This is a genomic window from Thermaurantiacus tibetensis, from assembly GCF_015354055.1.
Classification (GTDB): Bacteria; Pseudomonadota; Alphaproteobacteria; order Sphingomonadales; family Sphingomonadaceae; genus Thermaurantiacus; species Thermaurantiacus tibetensis.
On record NZ_JACHTM010000002.1, the window covers coordinates 360,015 to 383,704 of the forward strand.

Annotated in this window: 19 protein-coding genes and 2 tRNA genes; 10 read left to right on the forward strand and 11 right to left on the reverse strand. The window is 72.3% G+C overall.

Annotated features, from left to right (window positions below; translation table 11 throughout):
• The first annotated feature begins 1 nt into the window (after position 1).
• Together H3H34_RS06355 and H3H34_RS06360 are read left to right on the forward strand one after the other, a co-directional pair.
• Positions 2 to 853 (forward strand): AAA family ATPase, encoded by an 852-nt coding sequence (locus H3H34_RS06355; protein ID WP_194744440.1) that lies wholly within the window; start codon positions 2 to 4, stop codon positions 851 to 853.
• A gap of 26 nt (positions 854 to 879) precedes the next feature.
• Positions 880 to 1,545: a hypothetical protein gene (locus H3H34_RS06360; protein WP_194744441.1), complete on the forward strand. Its 666-nt coding sequence runs from the start codon at positions 880 to 882 to the stop codon at positions 1,543 to 1,545.
• On the opposite strand, the gene H3H34_RS06365 is transcribed toward H3H34_RS06360, so the two are convergent.
• Entirely contained in the window at positions 1,542 to 2,978 is a 1,437-nt protein-coding gene (locus tag H3H34_RS06365) for a DUF4403 family protein (protein WP_194744442.1), read from the reverse strand. The two genes, H3H34_RS06360 and H3H34_RS06365, sit on opposite strands and share 4 nt — an antisense overlap.
• A gap of 77 nt (positions 2,979 to 3,055) precedes the next feature.
• On the opposite strand from H3H34_RS06365, the gene uvrB reads away from it, so the two are divergent.
• Positions 3,056 to 5,242 carry an excinuclease ABC subunit UvrB gene (uvrB, locus tag H3H34_RS06370; RefSeq protein WP_194744443.1) on the forward strand — a complete coding sequence of 729 codons (2,187 nt, stop codon included), beginning with the start codon at positions 3,056 to 3,058 and terminating at the stop codon, positions 5,240 to 5,242.
• A 29-nt stretch (positions 5,243 to 5,271) separates the two neighbouring features.
• Here uvrB and H3H34_RS06375 read toward each other — a convergent pair whose 3' ends face one another.
• The 8 genes from H3H34_RS06375 to lepB form a co-directional block, all read right to left on the reverse strand.
• On the reverse strand, positions 5,272 to 6,330 hold the full coding sequence (locus H3H34_RS06375; protein ID WP_194744444.1) for a hypothetical protein: 1,059 nt from the start codon (positions 6,328 to 6,330) through the stop codon (positions 5,272 to 5,274).
• Between the two features lie 131 nt (positions 6,331 to 6,461).
• On the reverse strand, positions 6,462 to 7,421 hold the full coding sequence (locus H3H34_RS06380; RefSeq protein ID WP_194744445.1) for an alpha/beta hydrolase: 960 nt from the start codon (positions 7,419 to 7,421) through the stop codon (positions 6,462 to 6,464).
• Positions 7,418 to 8,755 (reverse strand): metal-dependent hydrolase family protein, encoded by a 1,338-nt coding sequence (locus tag H3H34_RS06385; protein ID WP_235945452.1) that lies wholly within the window; start codon positions 8,753 to 8,755, stop codon positions 7,418 to 7,420. The genes H3H34_RS06380 and H3H34_RS06385 overlap by 4 nt, the downstream gene beginning before the upstream one ends.
• Positions 8,756 to 8,784: 29 nt before the next feature.
• Positions 8,785 to 11,025 carry a DNA topoisomerase IV subunit A gene (gene parC / locus H3H34_RS06390; protein WP_194744913.1) on the reverse strand — a complete coding sequence of 747 codons (2,241 nt, stop codon included), beginning with the start codon at positions 11,023 to 11,025 and terminating at the stop codon, positions 8,785 to 8,787.
• Between the two features lie 10 nt (positions 11,026 to 11,035).
• Positions 11,036 to 11,773: a DNA repair protein RecO gene (gene recO, locus H3H34_RS06395; RefSeq protein ID WP_194744446.1), complete on the reverse strand. Its 738-nt coding sequence runs from the start codon at positions 11,771 to 11,773 to the stop codon at positions 11,036 to 11,038.
• A 25-nt stretch (positions 11,774 to 11,798) separates the two neighbouring features.
• Complete coding sequence (gene era / locus H3H34_RS06400) at positions 11,799 to 12,710, reverse strand: GTPase Era (protein ID WP_194744447.1); 912 nt, start codon at positions 12,708 to 12,710, stop codon at positions 11,799 to 11,801.
• A complete protein-coding gene (rnc, locus tag H3H34_RS06405; protein ID WP_328831438.1) occupies positions 12,703 to 13,338 on the reverse strand; it encodes a ribonuclease III in 636 nt (211 codons plus the stop codon). Before rnc ends, era begins: the two co-directional genes overlap by 8 nt.
• Before the next feature lie 92 nt (positions 13,339 to 13,430).
• Positions 13,431 to 14,231: a signal peptidase I gene (gene lepB / locus H3H34_RS06410; RefSeq protein ID WP_194744449.1), complete on the reverse strand. Its 801-nt coding sequence runs from the start codon at positions 14,229 to 14,231 to the stop codon at positions 13,431 to 13,433.
• A gap of 112 nt (positions 14,232 to 14,343) precedes the next feature.
• Between lepB and H3H34_RS06415 the strand changes: the two genes are divergently transcribed.
• Positions 14,344 to 15,855, forward strand: coding sequence for a glucose-6-phosphate isomerase (locus H3H34_RS06415; RefSeq protein ID WP_194744450.1), 1,512 nt, complete (start codon positions 14,344 to 14,346; stop codon positions 15,853 to 15,855).
• Here H3H34_RS06415 and H3H34_RS06420 read toward each other — a convergent pair.
• Positions 15,837 to 17,030, reverse strand: coding sequence for a serine hydrolase domain-containing protein (locus H3H34_RS06420; RefSeq protein WP_194744451.1), 1,194 nt, complete (start codon positions 17,028 to 17,030; stop codon positions 15,837 to 15,839). The two genes, H3H34_RS06415 and H3H34_RS06420, sit on opposite strands and share 19 nt — an antisense overlap.
• A gap of 78 nt (positions 17,031 to 17,108) precedes the next feature.
• Between H3H34_RS06420 and H3H34_RS06425 the strand changes: the two genes are divergently transcribed.
• The 6 genes from H3H34_RS06425 (at position 17,109) to H3H34_RS06450 (ending at position 23,323) form a co-directional block, all read left to right on the forward strand.
• A tRNA-Val gene (locus H3H34_RS06425) sits at positions 17,109 to 17,181 on the forward strand.
• A gap of 178 nt (positions 17,182 to 17,359) precedes the next feature.
• Positions 17,360 to 20,686 carry a TonB-dependent receptor gene (locus H3H34_RS06430; protein WP_194744452.1) on the forward strand — a complete coding sequence of 1,109 codons (3,327 nt, stop codon included), beginning with the start codon at positions 17,360 to 17,362 and terminating at the stop codon, positions 20,684 to 20,686.
• Between the two features lie 82 nt (positions 20,687 to 20,768).
• A tRNA-Leu gene (locus H3H34_RS06435) sits at positions 20,769 to 20,855 on the forward strand.
• A 215-nt stretch (positions 20,856 to 21,070) separates the two neighbouring features.
• The gene (gene modA, locus H3H34_RS06440) at positions 21,071 to 21,853 is read left to right on the forward strand and encodes a molybdate ABC transporter substrate-binding protein (protein ID WP_194744453.1); all 783 of its coding nucleotides are present in this window, start codon (positions 21,071 to 21,073) and stop codon (positions 21,851 to 21,853) included.
• Complete coding sequence (modB, locus tag H3H34_RS06445; RefSeq protein ID WP_194744454.1) at positions 21,853 to 22,518, forward strand: molybdate ABC transporter permease subunit; 666 nt, start codon at positions 21,853 to 21,855, stop codon at positions 22,516 to 22,518. Before modA ends, modB begins: the two co-directional genes overlap by 1 nt.
• A complete protein-coding gene (locus tag H3H34_RS06450; protein ID WP_194744455.1) occupies positions 22,511 to 23,323 on the forward strand; it encodes an ABC transporter ATP-binding protein in 813 nt (270 codons plus the stop codon). The genes modB and H3H34_RS06450 overlap by 8 nt, the downstream gene beginning before the upstream one ends.
• Here the strand turns inward: H3H34_RS06450 and H3H34_RS06455 are convergent.
• On the reverse strand, positions 23,230 to 23,616 hold the full coding sequence (locus H3H34_RS06455) for a winged helix-turn-helix domain-containing protein (protein ID WP_194744456.1): 387 nt from the start codon (positions 23,614 to 23,616) through the stop codon (positions 23,230 to 23,232). The genes H3H34_RS06450 and H3H34_RS06455 overlap by 94 nt on opposite strands.
• Positions 23,617 to 23,690 lie beyond the last annotated feature (74 nt).

Consider the following 23,690-nt stretch of genomic DNA (forward strand, 5'->3'; position numbering starts at 1 on the left):
CATGCGCTTTTCCGGCACCTCCGCCTATGTCGCGACCGACGACCTCAAGGTCGCGGTCAACGCCGCTGCCACGCTGCGCCGGCCGCTCCTCGTCAAGGGCGAGCCCGGCACGGGGAAGACGGTGCTTGCCCAGGAGGTGGCGAAGGCCTTCGACGCCCCCTTGATCGAATGGCACATCAAGTCGACCACCAAGGCCCAGCAGGGCCTCTACGAATATGACGCGGTCTCCCGCCTGCGCGACAGCCAGCTCGGCGACCCGCGCGTCTCCGACATCAGGAACTACATCCGCCGCGGCAAGCTGTGGGAGGCCTTCACCTCGCCCACCGTCCCCGTCCTCCTCATCGACGAGATCGACAAGGCCGACATCGAGTTCCCGAACGACCTCCTGCAGGAACTCGACCGGATGGAGTTCTTCGTCTACGAGACAGGCGAGACCGTCAGGGCCACCCAGCGCCCCATCGTCATCATCACCTCCAACAACGAGAAGGAGCTGCCGGATGCCTTCCTCCGGCGCTGCTTCTTCCACTACATCAGGTTCCCCGACCGGGAGACGATGGAAGCCATCATCCGCGTCCACTTCCCCGACATCGCAAAAGAGCTGGTGCGGGAAGCGCTCACCATCTTCTACGACATCCGCGAGGTGCCCGGCCTCAAGAAGAAGCCGTCGACGTCCGAGCTTCTCGACTGGCTGAAGCTCCTCATGCACGAGGATCTGCCGGTCGAGATGCTGCGCGAGCGCGATCCGAGGAAGCTCATCCCCCCGCTCCACGGCGCGCTTCTGAAGAACGAGGCCGACGTGATGCTCTTCGAGCGGCTCGCCTTCATGGCCCGTCGCGAGGGCGCGCGGAACTAGGTCGGCCCGTGTCCCCCCGTCAGCGCATGCTCCGCGGTGCCGCGGCGCTCGGGGTCTTCGTCCTCGCCACGGGCTGCCAGACGCTCGGCACCTTCCCCGACCCGGCCACCGCGCTCTCCGGAAACTGGGAGAACGACGCCCAGTTCGCAGCCGCCGATCCGGCGCTCCACCGCCCGCCCGCGGCCGGCACGCCCTACGAGTGGCTCGACCGCCAGCACGCCGCGTTCCGCATCGTCGAGGCCCCCGCGCTCGCCGGCACCGGCGGCACCGTCGTCCACCTCCTCTGGCGGAGCGGCGGCCCCGACGGCCCGATGAGCCGCGAGCGCCTCTGGGTCTTCCGCCGCGACCGGCGAAGCGGCCGCCTCGTCATGGACTTCTTCCTGCCCGCCATGCCGGGCGGCCTCGGGGATGCCGCGGCCGACGGCTACCGCGTGCGGACGCTCACCTCCCGCGACGTCATCGGCTACCCCGAGGCCTGCACGCTGCCCGTCCGCCGAACGGCGCGCGGCTTCGTCGCCCGAATTCCCGCGGGCTGCACCGTGACGGCACAGTCGGGCCGCACCATGACCCTGGCGGCCGAGATCCGCCTCGACGGCGACACGCTGACCTACGCCGAGGAAGGCGTGCTCCCCGACGGCAGCGTCGCCTTCAGGGTGCCGAACCCCGGCCCCTACGTCTTCCAGCGGCGCTAGCGGCGCATCGCGAGGCGAAGCGGCCGCTCGGGCGCCCAGCGCAGCTCGGCATCCCCCTTCGCCTCCACGAGCAGGAAGGCCCCCTGCCCCAGCGGGCGGAGCACGCCGTGGGAGACCTCGCGGACCTTCGCGTCGAGCACGAAGTCGCCGATGCGCTTGGCGGTCAGCGCCCGGTCGATCTTGCCCATGAGGGCCTCGAAATCGCGCGTGAAATTCTGCTGAAGCTCGCCCGCGATCGCCTCGCGCACCGGCTCGGCCTGGACAACCGCGAGCAGGAGCCGCCCCTGCGCCCCCTCGAGATCGCCCGTCACCTCGAGGTTCGAGACCTCGACCTGTCGCGAATTCGGCGCATTGCGGACGTCGCCGGTCAGCCAGACCAGACCCCTGGCCCGCACCACCCCGGCGCGGGCCTCGAGCGGCAGGCCGACGGCCACGCGCCCGCCCTCGGTGCCGTAGAGGGTCGGCCGGCCGAAGCGGGCGTCGACTTCGCCGAGCACGGGGACGACGATGCCCTTCGCCGCCGCCTTCGCAAGCGCTTTGCCGAGCACGCCTTCCAGAACCTCCCAGTCGGCCACCACGGGGGCGACCAGCCGGAAGCCGTCGGCGGCAAGGCGCGCGGGCGGCGGCAGCGGCCCCACCGGCGGGTCGGGCGGCCGGTGGCCCACGAACGTCTCGGTGGTGGCCTCCACCACCAGCGGCAGGGCAATCCGCCCGCCCCGCACCCGAAGCGCGCCGACCGCGGCGGCGCGCGGGGTCACCCGCATCCAGACCTCGGGGTTCTCCCGGTTGAGGAGGATCGAGGTGTGCGCCTTCGCCCAGCCCTCGGCCATGGCCGCGCGCGGGTGGAGCTTCTCGATCTCCGCCGGCAGCGCCGCCTCGATCCGGCGGGCGAGCTTCGCAAGCTCCGCGTCCACCTGGTGGCGGAAGGTGACGCGCGTCGGCCCCAGCCGCATGCCCGGCGCCTCCTCCCAGCGCCAGCGCAGGTCCACCTGCGGTACCGGAGTCCAGTCCGGCCCGAGGGAGAGGCGGACGCTGGCGTCCACCACGGCGCGGGCCGTGGCCGTGGGCGTATCGACGACCCCGAGGATGTCGCGGGCGCGGATCTCGCCGGCAAGCGGCATCGAGAGTTCAAGGACGCTCCCGCTGCCCGAGACGCGGATGGGCCCGCGCACCACCTCCCCCACCAGCCGGCACGCGATCTTGGGCGGGAGGCAGCGCTCCCGCACCTCGTCCACCGCATAGACCGTCCGCGGCACGGCGGCCTCCAGGGCGGCGCGCACCTCCGGCAGCCCGGCCTCGAGCACGAGGCCCACGCGCGAGACCTGCGGCGTGATCACCGGCTCCGCGGCCGCGCGCGGCGGCGCGGGCGTCGCGAGCTGTCCGCAGGCGGCAAGCAGCGGCAGGCCGAGAAGCAGGAGCCGGGAGCAGGGCATCCAGCGGCCGCTAGCGGCTGCCCGGCCCCGCGCGAAGTCCTTTCCGCGGCTGCCCCCCTCCCCTACATCCAAGCTCAATGGCCATCGCGATCCGCACCAGCCTCGAGGAGATCCCGCTCGGCCGAGACTTCGTGCCGAACCGCCCGGCCCGCCCCGAGAAGTCGGAGGGCGGGCGGCGCTTCCGGCTCGTCTCCGACTATGCGCCGGCCGGCGACCAGCCGGCGGCGATCGCCGAGCTGGTCGCCCAGGTCCGCGCCGGCGAGCGCACCCAGGTGCTGCTGGGCGTCACCGGCAGCGGCAAGACCTTCACCATGGCGAAGGTCATCGAGGAGCTGCAGCGACCGGCGCTCGTGCTCGCGCCCAACAAGATCCTTGCTGCCCAGCTCTATGGCGAGTTCAAGTCCTTCTTCCCCGAGAACGCGGTCGAGTACTTCGTCTCCTACTACGACTACTACCAGCCCGAGGCTTACGTCCCCCGCACCGACACCTACATCGAGAAGGAAAGCTCGATCAACGAGCAGATCGACCGCATGCGCCATGCGGCGACCCGCGCGCTCCTCGAGCGCGACGACGTGCTCATCGTGGCCTCCGTCTCCTGCCTCTACGGCATCGGCTCGGTCGAGACCTACTCGGCCATGACCTTCAGCCTCACCAGGGGCCAGACGGCGGACCTGCGCGAGATCGTGCGCAAGCTCGTCGCCCTCCAGTACCGGCGCAACGACCAGGCCTTCGCCCGCGGCTGCTTCCGGGTGCGGGGCGACACGCTCGAGCTCTTCCCCTCCCACTACGAGGACATGGCCTGGCGCATCTCCTTCTTCGGCGACGAGATCGAGGCGATCACCGAGTTCGACCCGCTCACCGGCAACCGCATCGCCAGCCTCGACCGCATCAAGGTCTACGCCAACTCCCACTATGTCACGCCCGGCCCCACGCTCGCCCAGGCGGTGGACGCCATCCGCCACGAGCTCGCCGAGCGGCTGAAGGAGCTCGAGGCCGAGGGCCGTCTCCTCGAATACCAGCGGCTCGAGCAGCGCACCCGCTTCGACCTCGAGATGATCGCCGCCACCGGCTCCTGCGCCGGGATCGAGAACTACTCCCGCTTCCTGACCGGCCGCCTGCCCGGCGAGCCGCCGCCCACGCTTTTCGAGTATCTGCCTGACAACGCCATCCTCTTCGTGGACGAAAGCCACGTCACCATCCCGCAGGTGGGCGGCATGGCCCGCGGCGACCGGGCGCGGAAGGTGACGCTCGCCGAATACGGCTTCCGCCTGCCGTCGTGCATCGACAACCGGCCGCTCAGGTTCGAGGAGTGGGACCGGATGCGCCCGCAGACCATCTGCGTCTCCGCCACCCCCGGCCCCTGGGAGCTGGCCGAGGCCGGCGGAGTCTTCGTCGAACAGGTGATCCGGCCGACCGGACTCGTCGACCCGCTGGTCGAGGTCCGCCCCGTCGAGGACCAGGTGGACGACCTCATCGCCGAGGCGAAGGCAACCGCCGCCAAGGGCTACCGCACGCTCGTCACCACGCTCACCAAGAAGATGGCGGAGGATCTCACCGAGTATCTCCACGAGGCGGGACTCAAGGTGCGCTACATGCACTCCGACGTGGAGACGCTCGAGCGCATCGCCCTCATCCGGGATCTCCGGCTCGGCGTCTACGACGTGCTCGTCGGCATCAACCTGCTGCGCGAGGGGCTCGACATTCCCGAGTGCGGTCTCGTCTGCATCCTCGATGCCGACAAGGAGGGCTTCCTCCGTTCGGAGACCTCGCTCATCCAGACGATCGGGCGGGCGGCGCGCAACGCCGAGGGGCGCGTCATCCTCTACGCCGACGTCATCACCGGCTCGATGGAGCGGGCGCTCGCCGAGACCGAACGCCGCCGGGCCAAGCAGCTCGCCTGGAACGCGGCCCACGGCATCACGCCCGAGACGGTCAGGAAGGCGGTCGCGGACATCATGGGCCATGTCGCAGCCAAGGACCATCTGACGGTCGAGATCGACGCGGAGACCCCGCACCTCGTCGGCCACAACCTCGCCGCCCACATCGCCGAGCTCGAGAAGCGCATGCACGCTGCCGCAGCCGACCTCGAGTTCGAGGAAGCCGCACGCCTGCGCGACGAGATCCGCCGGCTCGAAGCTGGCGAGCTTGGGCTCGCCGCGCCCCCCGCGGCGCCCGTCAAGCCTCAGGCGAAGGGCGGCAGGCCCGGCACCCGCACCGACCGCTGGGGCAAGGCGAGGGCCCGGCGGATGAAGGGCCGGCCCTGAAGCTCCCCGGGTCGGGCGGCCCCGGAGCCTCAGATCTCGAGCGACGCCGCCTCACCCCAGGCAAGGCCGGAGGCGGCCGCCGCACGCCGGGCGATCTTCAGCTTTTCCTCCCGCGAGACATGGGTGCCGAGGACGTGCCCGGTCGCAAGCCTGACGTGGCCCTTCACGCCAAGGTCGGGCCGCTTCGGGTAGATGCGCTCGGGCGCATCGGCGATGTGCGCCCGGGTTCGGGTGCCCACGGCGGCGATGATCTGCTCCACCTTGCCCGGAAAGCGCCGGAACAGCTCGTTCAGGAACCCGGCAAGGGCCTCGTTCTGGGTTCGGGCGGAGGCCTGGCGGTCGAGAACCCTCCAGCCGAGCCGGCCAGCGCCGGGAGGAGGAGGGCTTGGCGGCGGCGCAGGCGGCTGGGGCAGAGGCGGCGGCACCGGCTGGCCGCCGTTCAGCGTGGCGACGAACGCCTCCAGGGCAGCCTCGCCCGGCACATGCCCGCACAGCGCCTCGGTGCGGTCGCGCAGCAGCTTGAAGAGGATGTCGCGCTCGCGAAGCAGCTCCGCCCAGGCCCTCGGGATCGTCTCGGCCGCGATCCGCTGGCTGGCATTGCTCCGGTAGTCGCTCAGCGCATCCTGGAGCGCAGCGCCGCTCGTGACGCGATCCTTGGCCAGGTCGCGGACGAGCCGCGCCTCCGCGTCGTCCACCGTCCGCTCGAGGAGATCGAGCTGATGGACCTTCCGGTCCTCGAAGCTGCCGGGCTGGCCCGGCACGTAGACGCTCCAGACCCGGCCGTCGGTCAGCACGGCAAGCTGCGCGCCCTCGTGGAACGCATATTCGAAGAGCTGCACGTCGGCCGCGGCTGCCCTGCCGACCGCCTTCACCTCGACGAACACGCCCGGCTGGCGGGGCGAGCCGAACAGGGCGAAGTCCACGCGGCCTCTGCCCGTCTGATGTTCGGGCCGGACTTCGGACGAGTTCGAGTCATCCCAGCCGAGCTGCCGCAGGATGGGGACGACGATGCTGGTCGAGACGGCCTTCTCGTTCGGGTAGAGACCGGTCCTGAGGCCCGCCACGATCCGCGAAAGAAGCGCCTTCATTGCCGGGCGTTCAGCCGAAATCTTGCGCGCCTGCAAGCTCGCCCTGCCGCCGCGACTGCCCTCCCCTGCCGCGTCGCCCGAGCGCATCCCTGCTGCTGGCCCAGGCGCCCCCGGGGCCGAAGCTGGCAGGCTCAGCGGTCGGGCGCCAGCCGGTTCCAGCGCGGGTAGCGGCAGTTGGGTTCATCCTTCGGGCAGGGCAGGCGCGGCGGCTTGCCGCTGCCGGGCAGCGCCCATTCGAGCCCCATGCGCACGGCCGGCACATAGACCGAGCCATGGTCTTCGCCCTCGAGCACCCGCGACTCGACCTCGAGCGAGGGGTAGCGCCGGGCCTTCAGTGCGGCCACGAACGCCTCCTGGTCCTCCACCATGGCGTTGAGCGCCGCGCCGAACGGCTCCGGGTCGGGGTCCTCCACCGTCTCGAGGCTCCCTACGAGGAAGAGGGCCTTCGCCGGCAGGTCCCGGTTGAGGGTCGCATAACCCCGCTCGCGCGCCAGCATCAGGCGGCGGTCGTACCAGAGCGAGGGCGAGATCAGGATGTAACGGGCGAACATCTCCGGCTTCGTCAGCAGCACGTGCACCCCGAAGAGCCCGCCGTAGCTGTGGCCGAGGTAGATGCGCCGGGCCGGGTCGATGCGGAAGCGCCACTCGAGCTCGGGCAGCGCCACCGTCTCGAGGTGGCGCCGGTAGGCCTCCGCCTCGCCGTAGACAACCGGGCGGCCGGGCATGTCGGAGACCGCGTCGATGTCGCCGTGCCTGGTGGGGGTATAGTCGCGCCGCCGGCTGTACTGCCCCGTGTCGCCCTCGGCATAGCCGAGGCCGACGAGGATCGCGGGCTCGAGCCCCCGGCCGCCTGCCGAAAGCCGCGTCACCATGCCGGCGATGAGCGCGGTCGACTGCGGCGCATCGGTGTAGAAGAGGGCGGGATAGCGGCGCTCCGGCGCCTTCTCGTAGCCCGGGGGCAGCACCACGACGTAGCGGTAGCTCCGCCCGAGTTCCGGTGCCGGGATGGAGACGACCTCGCTCCCTGGCAGCGGCCAGGGCTCGGCCGCCGCCGGCACCGCCAGCAGGAGCACAAGGAGCAGCCGGATCACAGGCTGTTCTTGTAGATGCGCCCATCCTTCATGATGAGGGCGAAGTTCCGCTCCGGGTCTCCCAGAAGGTCGATGTCGGCGATCGGGTCGCCGTTCACCAGCAGGAGATCGGCGAGCGCCCCTTCGCGCACCACCCCGAGCTCGCCCGGATAGGGGCTCCGCGGGCCCGAGAGCGCGAGGAGCTGGGCATTGTCGTGCGTGACGAGCTTCAGGATCTCGGCTGGCGTGAACCACTGCCTGAGTGCGAGAAGGTTGGCGTTCTGCTCCCTGTTGAGCGCCGGCTCGAAAAGGAAGTCGGTGCCCCAGGCGAGCCTGACGCCCAGCCGCTTCGCCGCTTCGAACACCCGCGGCTGGCCCTCGATCACTGGCCGTCGCTTCTCGGCGCGCAGCGGGCTCATGTCGGGCGTGGTGGGGCGCAGCACCTGGAGCGAGAGCCAGACGCCGCGGTCGCGCATCAGCCGCAGCGTCTCTTCCGAGGCCATCTGGCCATGCTCGATGCACTTGACGCCTGCCTCGATCGCCCGGCGGATCGCCCGGTCGGTGTAGGCGTGGACGGTGACGTAGCTGTTCCAGTCCTCGGCGGCCTCGACTGCGGCCTTCAGCTCGTCGAAGGTGTATTGCGCGACATCGACCGGATCATATTCGGACGACGTGCCGCCGCCGGCCATCAGCTTGATCTGGCTGGCGCCGAAGCGGAGGTTCTCGCGCACCGCCGTCAGCACTTCGTCGCGGCCGTCGGCGATCCAGCCGGCGCCGAACGCCTCGGCGCGCGACATCCGCCCGGTGAAGCGGCGCGGGCCCTCGCTCGGCAGCCGATAGTCGCCATGGCCCGCCGTCTGGCTGACGGTGGGCCCTGAGGGCCAGATGCGCGGGCCCTGCCACTTGCCCGAATCGATCCCGGCCTTCAGCGCAAAGACCGGCCCGCCGACATCGCGCACGGCGGTGAAGCCGCGCATCAGCATCTCCCTGGCCGAGCGCGCCGCCATCTCGTCCGCCTCAGCCGGCGTGAGGTCGGGGGCCAAGAGCGACTTCATCGTCATCGAGGTGAAGTGCATGTGGACATGCGCGTCGATGAGCCCGGGCATGAGCGTCCGGCCCCGCCCCTCGATGACCTGCGCATCCGCTGCTGCCACCTGGCCTGGTGCGATGCGGGCGATCCGGCTGCCACGCACCAGCACGTCGGTCGGGGCCGACAGCCGCGGCGACGTGCCATCGAACACCCGGACGTTCCGGAACAGCACCTCGGCCGGCTTCGGCTCCTCGGCCGCCGCTGCCCCGCCCCACGCGACGAGCAGGGCGACGCCCGCCCTCACCAGCGCACCCATCCTGCCCATGTGCCTCGCTCCCTCGGACCTTCCGCTCCCTAGCGGAAGCGGTTGTCCTTCGGAAAGCCGGTGGGCGCCATCCGGCCCGCGCCAGCCCGGGCGCCCAGCCACGGCCCGAGGTCGCTCTCGGTCCGGATGCGCCCCGAGCCCCCGCCCATCGGCCAGGAGAGGCCGTCGGCGAGCCGGAGCGTGATGGCGTCGCAGACGCCGCCGTCGCGGTACTTCTGGAGCGTCACGCCCTGGCCCTTCTCCTGCTCGGGCACCTCGGCCAGCGGCATCACGAGCAGCTTCCGGTTCTCGCCCACGATCGCGAGATGGTCGTGGCCCGGGCCCACCTCGCGCGCCACGAGGAGGCGCGCGCCGGCCCGCGGCGTCATCACCTGCCGGCCCTTGCGGGTCTCGGCCACCAGCGCGGAGGCAGGCGCCACGAAGCCGCGCCCGTCGCTCGCCACGAGCAGCCAACGCGCCCCTTCGCGCACCGGGCCGGCCGCCACCGGCTGCTCTCCCGCCGGCCAGTCGACCATGAGGCTCACCGGCTCACCGAACCCGCGGCCGCCGGGAAGCGCGTGGGCCTCGAGCGTGAACGCCCGCCCCGAAGGCGCGAGAAGGAGGATGCGGTCCACCGTCTCGGCGTGGAACCAGAGGTGGAGCGAATCCCCCTCCTTGAACCTGAGCGCCGAGGAGTCGCCGAGGTCGGCGTGGCCCCTGAGGCTCCGGACCCAGCCCTTGGCCGAGAGGATCACGGTCACGGGCTCGCGGGCGACGAGCGCCTCCTTCGGAATCGCCACCGCCTCGCCCGCCTCCCCGAAGCCGGTGCGCCGCCGCCCGAGCGGGGTCTCCGGCCCATATTCGCGCGCGAGTGCCGCAAGCTCGGCCTTGAGCGCCTTCGTCTGCGCGGAGGGCGAGGCCACCAGCGCCTCGAGCCCTTCGCGCTCGGCGAGCAGCCGGTCGCGCTCGCGGCCGATCTCCATCTCCTCGAGCCGGCGGAGAGCCCTGAGCCGCATGTTGAGCACCGCCTCGGCCTGCCGGTCGGTGAGCGCAAAGCGGACCATGAGCGCCGGCTTCGGCTCCTCCTCCTCGCGGATGATGCGGATCACCTCGTCGAGGTTGAGGTAGACGGCGAGGAACCCCTCGAGCAGCTCCAGCCGCTCGGCGATGGCAGCGAGGCGATGCCGGCTGCGCTTCACCAGCACGTCGCGCCGGTGGTCGAGCCAGGCGGTGATGGCCTCGCGAAGCCCCAGCACCCGCGGCGTCCGGTCGGGGCCGAGCACGTTGAGGTTGAGCGGCACCCGTACCTCGAGGGCGGAGAGGCGGAACAGGCTCTCCATGAGCGCGGCAGGCTCAACGTTGCGCGACTTCGGCTCGAGGACGATGCGGATCTCGGCGTCGCTCTCGTCGCGCACGTCCTCGAGCGCTGCGACCTTCTTCTCGGCGATGAGCTGGGCGAGCTCCTCGATGAGCTTGCCCTTCTGCACGCCGTAGGGGATCTCGGTGACGACCGCCGCCCAGGTGCCGCGGCCCTGCTCCTCCACATGCCAGCGCGCCCGCAGGCGGAAGCCGCCGCGCCCGGCGGCATAGGCCTCGGCGATGGCCGCCGGCGGCTCGACGATGACGCCCCCGGTCGGGAAGTCGGGGCCGGGGAGCCGCGCGAGGAGCTCGGCGAGCGGGGCCTCGGGCCGGTCGAGGAGAAGGGTCGCAGCCGCGGCAAGCTCGGCCACGTTGTGTGGCGGAATGGCCGTCGCCATGCCCACCGCAATGCCCTGCGCGCCGTTGGCGAGCAGGTTGGGGAAGGCGGCGGGGAACAGTTCCGGCTCCTCCTCCTCGCCGTTGTAGGTGGGGCGGAAGGGAACCGTGGCCGCGTCCACGTCCTCCATGAGGAGCATGGCCGCGCGGGTGAGGCGCGCCTCGGTGTAGCGCATGGCGGCCGCGCCATCGCCGTCGACGTTGCCGAAATTTCCCTGCCCCTCGACGAGCGGGTAGCGAAGCGCGAAGCCCTGGGCGAGGCGGACGAGCGCGTCGTAGACCGACTGGTCGCCGTGCGGGTGGTAGCGGCCGATCACGTCGCCCACCACCCGCGCGCACTTCTTGAAGGCCTGGTCGGGCGCAAGCCGCAGCGCGCGCATTGCCCACAGGAGCCGCCGCTGCACCGGCTTGAGCCCATCGCGCACGTCGGGGAGCGAGCGGGCAGTGATGGTGGAGAGCGCGTAGACGAGATAGCGCTCGGCAAGCGCCGCATCGAGGGGGGCATCAAGCACGGCGGGCACGGGCGGGTCGCTCACGCCGGGCGCCTCAGGCCGAAAGCCCCATGCGGGCGAGCGCCTCGCGGCGCAGCGCTTCCGCCCGCGGCCGCTCGGGGAAGACGTGACGGGCGAGGAAGTGACCGGTGAGCGCGAAGCCGGCCGCGCAGGCCTCCGCATCCGGCGCAGGCATGCCCTCGGCCTCCGCCTCGCACAGGAAGCCGGGGAGCGGCAGCAGCCGGCGCGCCCAGGGCTGCCCCTCGGCGGCCGCGGCCGAGACCGCGCGGCCCGAGCGCGGGCTCACGAACGCGAGGCCGTCGCGCCGGCCCGAGAGCGCACAGACGCCGAGGTCGAGCCCGAAGCCGAGCGCTGAGAGGAGGTCGCGTTCGAAGCGCACCATCGCCGCCGGCCAATCGCCGCCACCGGTCATGCGGTCAAGGAGCGCGTCGAACCGTTCCGCGAGCGCCGGGTCGGGCTCGCCCTCGGGCAGCGCGCCGGCCAGCAGCTCGACGAGATAGGCAAGCGCTGCCGCGGGCGCGGGGTCGAAGGCGAGGAGCGCGCGGCTCGCCTCCACCTCGAGCGTCGCGGTCGGCAGGCGCTCGCGCAGGCGGCCGCGCAGCACCAGGCGGACGCGGTTGCCCGGCGCGAGGTCAGCCCGGCGGGCGCGGCTGCGGGCCCCGTGGACATAGGCTGCGACCAGCCCCTCGCGCAGCCCGAGGAAGCGCACCACGGCGCCATGCTCGCCATGGGGCAGAAGGGTCAGCACCAGCGCCGCGTCGTGCCGCTCCATATGGCCCCGTGAGCGTGTCTGCCCCTCAGCGCCGCGCCCCGGGCCGGAGCCCGAGGGCGCGCAGCACGGAAGGGTTCTCCGCCCAGCCCGGCATCACCTTCACGTGCAGGAACAGGTGGACCCGAGTGCCGAGCGCCTCGCCGATCGCCGCCCGCGCCGCCTCGCCGATGCTGCGGATGCGCCGGCCGCGCTCGCCCAGCACGATCGCCCGCTGGCTCTCCCGCTCGACGAGGATCTGCTGGCGGATGAGGACCGAGCCGTCCGGCCGGGTCTCGAAGCTCTCGGGGAGTACCGCGGAGGCATAGGGCAGTTCGGCCCCGAGCTGGAGGAACAGCTGCTCGCGGGTGAGCTCTGCGGCGAGAAGCCGCTGCGGCGCATCGGTCAGCTGGTCCGCGGGGAACAGCCAGGGCCCCTCCGGCACTGCGGTGGCCAGGGCCTCGCGGAGGTCGTCCACGCCGTCGCCGGTCAGCGCCGAGATCATGAAGACGCGCGCGAACGCATGGGCCGCGGCAAGCTCGGCCGCGAGCGGCAGCAGCCGCGCCTTCGCCACCAGGTCCACCTTGTTGAGGACGAGCCAGGCCGGCGCGCCCGCCGCGCCCGGAAGGGTGTCAGGCAGCGCGGCCCGCGCCGAGTCGACGAGGAGGAGGCGGATGTCGGCGTCGCGGGCAGCCGCCTCGGCCTCGGCCACCATGGCGCGGTCGAGCTCGCGGCGGGGGGCGAAGAGGCCGGGCGTGTCGACGAGAAGAAGCTGCGCCGGCCCGGCCAGCGCAATCCCCATGAGGCGCGTGCGCGTCGTCTGCACCTTCGGGCTCACGATCGCGAGCTTCTGGCCGACGAGGGCGTTGACCAGCGTCGACTTGCCGGCGTTTGGGGCGCCGATGATGGCCACGACGCCGCAGCGCGCGGCCGCGGGCGGCGCACCGCCGGCGTCAGCCACCGAGCCGCCCGAGGAACAGCTCCGCCGCCCGGGTTTCCGCCTCCTGCTTCGAGCCGCCGCTGGCTTCGACGGCGGGCAGGTCGCCCACCGTCAGCCGCACGTCGAAGCGCGGCGCATGGTGCGGCCCGCTGCGGCGGACCAGCTCGTAGGCCGGGGGCGCGAGGCTCCGGGCGAGCGCCCATTCCTGCAGCGCCGACTTGGGGTGCTTCGCCGACTCCACGTGCGTGAGCAGCCGGTCCCCCCAGGCCCGGAGCACCAGCGCGCGCGCGGGCTCGGGGCCGGCGTCGGCGAAGACCGCGCCGATGAGCGCTTCCATCACGTCGCCGAGGATGTTGTCGCTGTCCGCCCCGCCGTCGCTGCGGGCCTGCTGGTTGAGCCGCACGCGCTCCGGCACGCCAAGCGCGCGCGCCACCGCCGCGCAGGTCTCGCGGCTGACGAGGCGGTGGAAGCGACGCGTGAGCTCGCCTTCGGGGGCGGCGGGGAAGGCCTGGTAGAGATGGTCGGCCACGAACAGCCCGAGCACGCGGTCGCCGAGGAACTCGAGGCGCTCGTAGTTGTCCGCGCCCACGCTCCGGTGGGTCAGCGCCCGGAGCAGCAGCCGCGGGTCGGCGAAGTCGTGCCCGAGCACCTCCCGGCTCCACGCGGCATCGTCAAGGCCGGACGCATCTGCGGCCTCCCCCAGGGGTCCCGGCAAGCGGCCCGGGGAGGTGTCCGCCGCCATCACTCGATGGACCCGATCCGCCGCCCGTCGGGCTTGCCGCCAGCGGACGGAAGGATCCGCTCGGCCCGGCCCGCCAGCCGCCCGTGCGGAACCATCCCCACGCCCCCTGCACCGGGCTGCGCCCGGCTGTCGGCGCTGTCCGCCCGGTTGTCGCCGAGCACGAAATAATGGCCCTCGGGCACCCGGGTCTCGGGCATGTCCGGCCCGGCCGGGCCGATCCGCACCGTCCAGGCCCGCGTGCCGATGCGCTCGCGGCAGAGGCCAGGCGCCACGGGCTCGCACGGCACCGGCGCCCCGTCGAGCCAGAGCTGCCCCCCACGGATGGCGACGCGGTCGCCTCCCACTGCCACCACCCGCTTCACGTGATCGATGCCCAACGCCGGGTCGGCCACGAAGAGCACCACGTCCCCGCGCTCCGCCGCCCTCGACCCGAGCCGCGCGACCGGAGCGGCGCTTTCGGGCGAGGCCTCGCCCACCGCCACCCGGGCCGCGAGCAGGCGCAGGAGCGGAGCCGGGAGCGACGCCAGAGACCAGCCGTAGGCAGCCTTGTCGACGAGCACCGTGTCCCCGGGGAGGAGCGTCGGCGCCATCGACCCGCTCGGGATGGTAACAGGCTCCGCGACAAGAACGCGAACGCCGAGGGCTAGCGCTGCCGCCACGGAGACCAGGCCGAACAGCCGACGGGCAGCGCGGCCGATGCGCCGCCCCCTCGCCGCGTGCGCCCGCCGCGCGACCTCGGCCGGGTCCCGCGCGGGGGCGAACGGCGGAGGGTCGATCAGCATGTCGGGATACGGGCGCATCGCAACCTGCGGTTGCTCCGCGCGCCTTCCGTGTCAAGCACGACACGGCGGTTCGGCGCGGCGCGCCTTCGGCTCGGCTTCTCCTCGCCCCGCGCCCCGGCTAGGGGGCGCCATGCCCGGCCCGGACCCCGCCACCCTCCAGCGCCTCGCAGGCCTCGCCGCCGCCCAACCGCCGCTCGCGCACCGTCTGGCCGAGGGCCATGCCGACCGGATCGCCGCCTGCGGCCTTCATGCCGAACTGTCGCGCCTCGGGCTCGGCGCCGAGGTGGTGGAAGCGCTCGCCGCGTTCGCGGCGAGCCGCGGCGCGGCCGCCTTCCTCGCCGCGGTTGCGGCCGGCGCACAGGTGAACCCGAGCGAGGGCCGGGCCGCCACCCACATGGCGCTGCGCGACCCTGCAACCCGCGCTACCCACGGCGGTCACGCTGCGCTTGCGGCGGAGGCGGAGCGGTTGCGCGCCTCCGGCCTCACCCACCTCATCCACCTCGGCATCGGCGGCTCGGCGCTCGGGCCCGCGCTCCTCCTCGACGCGCTCGGCACCGGGGGCGACGGTCCCGAGGTCCGGGTGGTGTCGAACGTCGACGGCGAGGCGCTCGCGCGGGCCACGCGCGACCTCGACCCGCGGCGAACCGGGCTCATCTCCGTCTCCAAGACCTTCACCACCCGCGAGACCCGCCTCAACCTCGAGAGCGCCTGCCGCTGGCTCGCCGCCGGCGGGGTGGCAGACCCCATGGCCCGGGTCACGGCCGTCACCGCCAGCCCCGGCCGGGCCGCCGCAGCCGGTGTCCCCGCCGCGCAGATCCTCGCCTTCCCCGAGACGGTGGGCGGCCGCTACTCGCTCTGGAGCGCGGTCGGCCTGCCGCTGGTGGTGCGGTGCGGCTGGCCGGCCTTCGAAGCGCTCCTCGACGGCGCCCACGCCATGGACCGGCATGTGCTGGAGACCCCCTTCGAAGAGAATGCCGCGCTCCGGCTTGCCACGGCCGACTTCTGGTTCGCCCGGGTGCTTGGCCGGCCCACCCGCGCCGTCTTCGCCTACGACGTCCGCCTCGCGCTCCTGCCCGCCTACCTCCAGCAGCTCGAGATGGAGTCGAACGGCAAGTCGGTCACGGCAGACGGGCGCCCGGTCGACGGCCCTACCGCGCCCATCCTCTGGGGCGGCACCGGCACCGATGCGCAGCACGCCGTCTTCCAGCTGCTCCACCAGGGCACCCACGCCGACCCGGTCGAGTTCGTGGCGGTCGCCACCCCTGGCCACGGCCTCGACCCGGCCCACCACGCCGAGCTGCTCGCCAACTGCCTGGCGCAGGGGGCGGCACTCGCCCTCGGCCGGCCCGAGGCCGCCGACCCGGCGCGGCGCATCCCCGGCAACCGGCCGAGTGCGACCATCCTCATGGACCGGCTCACGCCCGACCGGCTCGGCGCCCTCCTCGCGCTTGCCGAGGCCCGCACCGTCGCCCTGGCCGCACTCTTCGGCATCAACCCGTTCGACCAGTGGGGGGTGGAGCTCGGCAAGGAACTGGCGCAGGCCATCGGCGCCGGCGCCGGCCCGCCCGACCCCGCCACCGCGGCTTTGCGCGCCTTCATCGCCGAAGCGGCAGCCGGCCCGGGTCAGGCAAGCGCGGCGTAGACGAGCTGTCTCAGCTCCCGGCGCACCGGCCAGGTCGAGGAGGGGATGAGCTGGGTCATGAACAGGACCGAAAGCTCCTCGGCCGGATCGCACCAGAAGAAGGTGCTCGCCGCCCCGCCCCAGAACCAGTCCCCGTCGTTGCCCGGAAGACCCGTCCGCACCCAGTCGACGGTCGTCGCGAAGCCGAGGCCGAAGCCCACGCCGGCATAGCCCGCTTCCGAGAAGAGCGAGCGCGACAGCGCCGGCAGGTCGGCGCCCCCTGGCAGGTGGTTCGCGGTCATCTGGGCGAATGTCCGGCGGCCGACGAGGTCGTGCGCGCCGGTGCGCAGCGCCTCGACGAAGGCAAGATAGTCGGCCGCCGTGCCGACGAGCCCGCCGCCCCCCGAGACGAACGATGGCGGGGCGAGGAACGACGAGGTCTCGGCCTGGTCCTGCACCGCAATCCCCCCGCCCTGCTTCGGCTGGTAGCAGGTGGCGAGCCGCGCCTCGCTGCCAGGCTTCACGAAGAAGCCGGTGTCCGCCATGCCGACGGGCCCGAGGATCCGATCCTCGAGGAACTCGGCGAAGGGCTGGCCCGAGACGGTCTCGACGAGCCAGCCGCAGACATCGGTCGCCACCGAATAGTTCCACGCCTCGCCGGGCGAGAACTCGAGCGGGATCGTCGCCAGCGCCTCGATCATGCCGGCAAGCGTGCCGCGCTTCTCGATCTCGCCGATGCCCTTCTGCCGGTAGGCGGCATCGACGTTGGTGCGGAGCTGGAAGCCGTAGGTGAGCCCGGCGGTGTGGCGCAGGAGGTCGATGACCTGCATCGGCCGCTTCGGCGGCACCGTCACCCAGCCGGTCCGCGCCGTGCCGCCGGCGAACACACCGAGATCCTTCCACGCCGGGATGTGGCGCGACACCGGGTCGTCGAGCGCGATCCGCCCCTCCTCGACAAGCATCATGAGCGCGAGCGAGGTCAGCGGCTTCGTCATCGAGTAGATGCGGAAGATCGTGTCCTCCGCGAGGCGCCGCCCCGCGCCCACGTCCGCCAACCCTTGCACGGAACGGAGCGCCACCTCGCCGCCGCGCGCCACGAGGAGCAGCGTGCCCGGAAGCCGCACGGGTGCCACGTAGCGTTCGGCAAGAAAGCGGTCGATCGCCTCCAGTCGTCCGGCCCGGAACCCGTGCGGCATGTTCGTCCCCTCGCTTGGCCTCGGCGCGGCGCTCGGCTAGCAGCAGGGGCGGCCATGGCAAGGCCCGGCGGCCCACATGGGCGGTTAGCTCAGCCGGCAGAGCGTCCCGCTTACACCGGGAAGGTCGGCGGTTCGATCCCGTCACCGCCCACCGCCCGACCGGGTTTCGGTCCGCCCCCTGGCCGTTGCATCGCAACAACAGTTGCCCGCCATGTCGGCGGCGCTGCCGGCGGCTGTCACAGCTCCTTCACGAAGTCCGGCCAAAGGCGTCGCAAGGCAACTTTCCGGGGGCGGCGTGCCTGTCCCCGCTGAGCGATTCGGGAGTTCCCATGGCAGCCACGCGTCCGCCGGTCCTTCTCGGCCTCCTCCGCGCCACCGTCGCGCTCTCGGCCGTCCTCGCACCCCTTGCGCTTGCCCCCGCGGCGCTCGCGCAGGACGTCACCGGCACGATCCGCGGCCAGGTGACCGACGATTCCGGCGCCCCGATCGCGGGCGCCACCGTCACCATCGTCCACGTGCCCACCGGCACGCGCTCGGTCGTGACCTCGGATGCCTCGGGCAGCTTCAGCGCCGCCAACCTGCGGATCGGCGGTCCCTTCCAGGTGACGGTCGCAGCACCCGGCTTCGATTCGGCGACCGCCACCATTACCAACGTCGTCTCGGGCGAGCCGCAGCGCCTTGCCGTCTTCCTTGTTCCCGAGGGCCAGACCATCGAGGTGACCGCGGCGCGGGCGCGGGAGAGCTCGATCTCGCTCCAGACAGGCGCCGCCTTCGTGCTTTCGGCAGACGACATCCGCGACGTCGCCACCGTCAACCGCGACGTCCGCACGCTCGCCGCGCGCAGCCCCTATGTCGTGCTTGATCCCACCAACGGCACGGGCGCCATCTCGATCGCCGGCCAGAACAACCGCTTCAACCGCATCACCGTCGACGGCATCGCCTTCGGCGACCCCTTCGGCCTCGAGGCTGGCGGCCTTGCCTCGGCGCGCGGGCCGGTGCCGCTCGATGCCATCGGCGAGTTTACCGTGCAGGTCGCCCCCGTCGACATCCAGCAGGGCAACTTCCAGGGCGGTGCGGTCGACACCGTGCTGAAGTCGGGTACCAACCGGCTCGGCTTCACCGGCTTCTGGTCGCTCAACGACGACAGCCTCTCGGGCAAGAACACCCGTGGCACGAAGGTCAACCGCGACTTCACCTCGCGGATCTGGGGCGTCCAGCTGACCGGCCCGATCATCAAGGACAAGCTGTTCTTCGCCGTCACCTACGAGCAGCTTGACAACTCCACGCCCGCACTCGTCGGCCCGGCCGGCGAGGGCTTCGGCAACACCCTCAATTCGGTGACACGCGCGAACATCACCCGGATCCAGCAGATCGCCCGCGGTTCGCGCTACAACTACGACCCGCTCGACGTGCCGACCAACGTCGAGGAGGATGACAAGAAGCTCGTCGCCAAGCTCGACTGGAACATCACCGACGACCACCGGCTGGCGGCCACCTACATCTACAACGAGGGCAACCTGCTTGCCGGCCAGACCGGCCTTGCGCAGGTGGGCGCCGTCAACGAGACGCTCTCGCTGCAGTCGAACGCCTACAACCAGGGCTCCATCAACCACTACGGGGTGCTGCAGCTCAACAGCGACTGGACCGAAGCCTTCTCGACCCAGGTGCGCTTCAGCTACAACGACTACACGCGCCTCCAGGTGCCCTACAACGGCCGCGAGTTCGGCCAGTTCCAGGTCTGCCTCGCCCCCGGGCCGACCACCGGTACGCCCACCCCGCCCTGTCCGGCGGGCACCGGCCGGATCCAGTTCGGCCCCGACATCTCCCGCCAGGCCAACGAGCTTGACGTCAAGACCTGGGGCATCGAGTTCCTTGCCCGCCTGCGGCAGAACAACCACGACGTGAAGGCGATCCTCGAGCGCCGCACCCAGAGCTTCAACAACCTCTTCGCCCAGAACGTCTCGGGCAACTGGCGCTTCGACTCCATCGCCGACTTCGAGGCGGGCCGCGCCAACAACCTCTTCATCGCCACCCCCGTGCGCGGCGACATCGACACGGTCCGGGCCATCTTCACCAACGTCCAGTGGACCTTCGGCGGCCAGGACAGCTGGGACGTCCGCCCCGACCTCACCTTCGTCTACGGCTTCCGCTACGACCTCTACGAGAGCGGGGACCGGCCGCTCTTCAACCAGGCCTTCGCCGACCGCTACGGCTTCGCCAACAACGCGACGCTCAACGGCCGTGGCATCCTCCAGCCCCGCTTCGGCATCAACTGGCGGGCAGACGACCGGCTCACGCTGCGCGGCTCGGCCGGCCTGTTCGCCGGCGGCTCGCCCAACGTCTGGATCTCGAACAGCTTCTCGAACCCCGGGCCGCTCCTTGCCTCCACGCTCGTCATCCGCAACGCCAACGGCACCTTCTCGATCCCCGGCATCCCGGGGCTTACGCCCGCGCAGGTGGCAGCCCTCGGCTCCGCCACGCTCGACAACGTCCGCGGCGGCCAGTTCATCCCGGCCGAGCTCCTCACCCTGCTCCGCGCCCAGGGGCCGGCGCTGGCCACCACCAACGCGCTCGACCCCGACTTCCGGCTGCCCTCGCAGTGGCGGATCTCGGGCACCGTCGACTACCGCCTGAACGCCGGCCCGCTCGGCGACGACTGGCGCCTCGGCGGCGACATCATCTACTCGCGCGTGCGCGATGCGCTGACCTGGACCGACCTGCGCTCGGTCCGCAACACGGTGCAGCCCACGCTTCCCGACGGCCGGCCCCGCTACCAGCCCTTCTCGCCCACCTCGGGCAACAACCAGGACGTGTTCCTCACCAACACCGACAAGGGCTACAGCTGGAACATCATCGCCCGCCTCGACAAGCGCTGGGAGTCGGGTCTGGACTTCGGCTTCGCCTACACCTTCCAGCGCGCCAAGGACGAGAACCCCGGCACCTCCTCGGTCGCGCTTTCGAACTACAACAATGCCGCCTCGGCCGACCCGAACAACGCCGCCTACGGCACCTCGATCTACCAGCGCGACAACGCCTTCCGGGTGAACCTCGGCTACCAGCGCGAATTCTTCAGGAACGCCGCCACCCGGATCGACCTCTTCTTCAACTCGGTGGCCGGACAGCGCTACAGCCACACCTTCCAGGACCCGACGCCCAACCGCTCGGCGGTCTTCGGCACCACGGGCACGAACAACCGCTACCTCCTCTACGTGCCGAACGTGTCGGCGATCGACGCCGACCCGCGTGTCACCTACAACAATGCGGCCACCTTCGAGGCGTTCCGCAACTTCGTCCTCAACTCGGAACTCGCCGACTACCAGGGCCAGATCGTTCCCAAGAACCTTGGCCAGTCGCCGCGGTTCAACAAGCTCGACATCTCTGTCGCCCAGCAGATCCCCTTCTTCCGCGGCTCGCGGATCGAGGCCTTCGCCGACTTCGAGAACTTCCTCAACATGATCGACAGCGACCTCGGATCGCTCCGGCAGGTCGCCTTTCCCTACTACGCCACCATCGTGAACGTGGCCTGCCAGGGCACCACCTCGCTCACCGCGCCCTGCACCCGCTACGTCTACTCGAACTTCCGGGACCCGGTCTTGACCAACTTCGTCAACATCTCGACCTGGGCGGTCCGGCTCGGCGTGCGCTTCACCTACTGAGCGCGTCTGGCGCGGCAGGGCCCGGCCGCTGCCCGCGGCCGGGCCTTTTCTTTGCCCGCTCGCACCGCTAGCCGGGCGCCACGCGGGTGTGGCGGAACTGGCAGACGCGCCGGACTCAAAATCCGGTTCCGGCAACGGAGTATCGGTTCGATCCCGATCACCCGCACCAGCTTTCTGCCGGGCCGGCCGGCAGCCGCCACACCAACCCTGCCGTCCGGCCCGGGTGCGGGCGGCCGCGCAGGGCGGCCTGCTTCGAGCCCGACCGACGGCGCTTCCCGTCCGGCCCGGGGGCTTCCCTCCCGCCGGGGCGGCCGCCAGCCGCCCATCCTCCCGGCCGGCACGGTTGCGCGCCCGCCCGCGCTCCCGTATCGGCACGCATACAGCATGCTCGCCCGCCGCTCCGCCCTCCTCGGCCTTGCCGCCCTCGCCGCCGCGCCGGCCTTCGCGCAGCGCGCCTCCGGCCCGCCGGTGGCGGCTGCTGCCGACCTCCAGGCCGCCATGCCCGAGCTGGTCGCCGCCTTCACCCGCAGGACGGGCGCGAGCGTCCGCGTGACCCTCGGCTCGTCGGGCAGCTTCGCCCAGCAGATCCTTGCCGGCGCTCCCTTCGAGCTGTTCCTCTCCGCCGACGAGGGCTTCATCGCGAAGCTGCACGCCGCCGGCCGCACGCTGGACGAGGGCCGCCTCTACGCCATCGGCCGGATCGGCCATGCCCAGCCGCTCGGCTCGCCGGTCCGGGTCGACCCGGAGCTTGCCGGCCTCGCCGAGGCACTGAAGGGAGACCGGATCCGCCGCTTCGCCATCGCCAACCCGGTGCACGCCCCCTATGGCCGCGCTGCGCGCGAGGCGCTGACCCGCGCCGGCCTCTGGGCGGCGGTCGAGCCGCGGCTCGTCCTTGGCGAGAATGCCGCGCAGGCCACCCAGTTCGCCGTCTCGGGCGCAGCCCAGGGCGGCATCATCCCGCTCTCGCTCGCCCGCGCGCCGGCCATCGCGCCGAAGATCCGCTTCGCCCTCATCCCCGCCGACTGGCACGCCGAGCTCCGCCAGCGCATGGCGCTCATGAAGGGCGCCGGCGCCACGGCGCGCGCCTTCCATGACTTCCTTGGGCAGGCCGAGGCGCACGCGATCCTGCGCCGCTACGGCTTCGTCCTGCCCGGCGAGTCTCCCTGATGGACGGCGAAGCGCTCGCCCTCTCGCTCCGGCTGGCGGGGGCCACGGCACTCGTCCTCCTTCCCGTCGGTCTCTGGCTCGGCCGCAGCCTCGCCTTCGGCCGGCTGAAGGGCATGGGGCTCATCGAGGCGCTGGTCACGCTGCCGCTCGTTCTGCCGCCCACCGTCCTTGGCTACTATCTTCTCCAGTCCTTCACCGGCACGGCGCCGCTCGGGGCGCTCTTCGAGGCGCTCCTCGGCCACCCGCTCGCCTTCAGCTTCGCCGGGTTGCTCCTTGCCTGCATGGTCGCCAACCTGCCGTTCGCCGTGCAGCCGATGCAGCGCGGCTTCGAGGCGATCCCGCGCGAGGTGCGCGAGGCGGCCGCCGTCTCGGGGCTTTCGCCGCTCCGCGCCTTCCTGAAGGTCGAGCTGCCGCTGGCGCTTCCCGGCATCCTGACCGCCATGGTCCTCACCTTCGCCCACACCATCGGCGAGTTCGGCGTGGTGCTGATGGTCGGCGGCGCCATCCCCGGCGAGACGCGCACGGCAGCGATCGCCATCTACGATTCGGTCCAGGCCTTCGACATGCAGACGGCAGGCCGGATGTCGGCGCTCCTCCTCCTCCTCTCGGTCGGCGCAATCCTCGCCGTCCAGTCGCTGGGCCGGCGGATCCAGGCGCATGGCTGAGCCGGGGCTGGCGGTCGCGCTCCGCGCCAGCACGCCCATCCCGCTCGATCTCGCCTTCGCGGTTGCCCCCGGCGAGCTGGTGGCGCTCGTCGGGCCCTCGGGCGCGGGCAAGTCGAGCGTGCTGCGGTCGATCGCTGGCCTCCACCATCCGGCCGAGACCCGCGTGACCTGCGCCGGCGAGATCTGGGCCGACAGCGCGGCCGGCCTCAACCTCCCTCCGCACCGGCGCCGCGTGGGCCTCCTGTTCCAGGCCTATGCGCTGTTCCCGCATCTGTCCGCCCGCGCCAATGTCGAGGCCGCGATGGGCCATCTCCCGCGCAGCGAGCGGCGGGCGCGCGCCGAAGCGCTGCTCGCCCTCGTCCACCTCGAGGGGCTCGGCGCGCGAAAGCCCCACCAGCTTTCCGGGGGCCAGCAGCAGCGCGTGGCGCTCGCCCGTGCGCTTGCCCGCGAGCCCGCCGTGCTCCTCCTCGACGAGCCCTTCTCCGCCGTCGATCGCCGCACCCGCCGCGCGCTCATCGCCGAGCTTCAGGCGCTGCGCGCGTCCATCCGCGTGCCCACCCTCCTCGTCACCCACGATCTCGACGAGGCGCGCGCGCTTGCCGACCGGCTTCTCGTCCTCGATGGCGGCCGGCTGCTGCAGGAGGGTCCGCCCGAGGCGGTGCTGGCCGCGCCCGCCTCCGAAGCGGTCAGGGCCGCGCTCGACCTTCCGGCTCAGCCGGACGGAGGCTCCGGCTTCAGCCGGCCGAGGAGCCCCTCCGCTGCTGGTCCGGCGGCCGCCTCGAGGGTTGCGACCAGCGCGCGGTAAGAGGCGAGCACGGCGCTCCCCTCGTCGGTCAGCTCGGCGCCCTGGCGCCCGCCGGGGTGGGTGCGGACGAGCGGCGCGGCAAAGCAGCGGTTCATCGTGTCGACCATCAGCCAGGCGCGGCGGTAGCTGAGGCCGAGCGCGCGCCCGGCCGCGGAGATGGAGCCATGGGCCGCGATCGCGGCGAGGAGATCGGCCTTGCCCGGCCCGAGCGCAATCTCCTCGCCGCGCATCAGCTGGGCCTTGAGCTTCAGCCTGCCGGCGTTCCCCGCCACCTCAACCTCCCGCCCTTCCATGCCTCGCCGAAATGCCGGGTGCAATCCACCCGACCGGCGCTAGAAGGGCAGCAGGAGCGGCAAGGGAGGCAAGC

Coding starts and splice junctions, on each gene's coding strand:
- H3H34_RS06385 (WP_235945452.1), bottom strand. CDS start 8,755: ATGGGCAGGATGGGTGCGCTGGTGAGGGCGGGCGTCGCCCTGCTCGTC.
- H3H34_RS06365 (WP_194744442.1), bottom strand. CDS start 2,978: ATGCCCTGCTCCCGGCTCCTGCTTCTCGGCCTGCCGCTGCTTGCCGCC.
- uvrB (WP_194744443.1), top strand. CDS start 3,056: ATGGCCATCGCGATCCGCACCAGCCTCGAGGAGATCCCGCTCGGCCGA.
- H3H34_RS06375 (WP_194744444.1), bottom strand. CDS start 6,330: ATGAAGGCGCTTCTTTCGCGGATCGTGGCGGGCCTCAGGACCGGTCTC.
- H3H34_RS06455 (WP_194744456.1), bottom strand. CDS start 23,616: ATGGAAGGGCGGGAGGTTGAGGTGGCGGGGAACGCCGGCAGGCTGAAG.
- lepB (WP_194744449.1), bottom strand. CDS start 14,231: ATGCGCCCGTATCCCGACATGCTGATCGACCCTCCGCCGTTCGCCCCC.
- H3H34_RS06430 (WP_194744452.1), top strand. CDS start 17,360: ATGGCAGCCACGCGTCCGCCGGTCCTTCTCGGCCTCCTCCGCGCCACC.
- H3H34_RS06355 (WP_194744440.1), top strand. CDS start 2: ATGCGCTTTTCCGGCACCTCCGCCTATGTCGCGACCGACGACCTCAAG.
- recO (WP_194744446.1), bottom strand. CDS start 11,773: ATGGAGCGGCACGACGCGGCGCTGGTGCTGACCCTTCTGCCCCATGGC.
- H3H34_RS06415 (WP_194744450.1), top strand. CDS start 14,344: ATGCCCGGCCCGGACCCCGCCACCCTCCAGCGCCTCGCAGGCCTCGCC.
- modA (WP_194744453.1), top strand. CDS start 21,071: ATGCTCGCCCGCCGCTCCGCCCTCCTCGGCCTTGCCGCCCTCGCCGCC.
- modB (WP_194744454.1), top strand. CDS start 21,853: ATGGACGGCGAAGCGCTCGCCCTCTCGCTCCGGCTGGCGGGGGCCACG.
- H3H34_RS06360 (WP_194744441.1), top strand. CDS start 880: ATGCTCCGCGGTGCCGCGGCGCTCGGGGTCTTCGTCCTCGCCACGGGC.
- H3H34_RS06450 (WP_194744455.1), top strand. CDS start 22,511: ATGGCTGAGCCGGGGCTGGCGGTCGCGCTCCGCGCCAGCACGCCCATC.
- H3H34_RS06420 (WP_194744451.1), bottom strand. CDS start 17,030: ATGCCGCACGGGTTCCGGGCCGGACGACTGGAGGCGATCGACCGCTTT.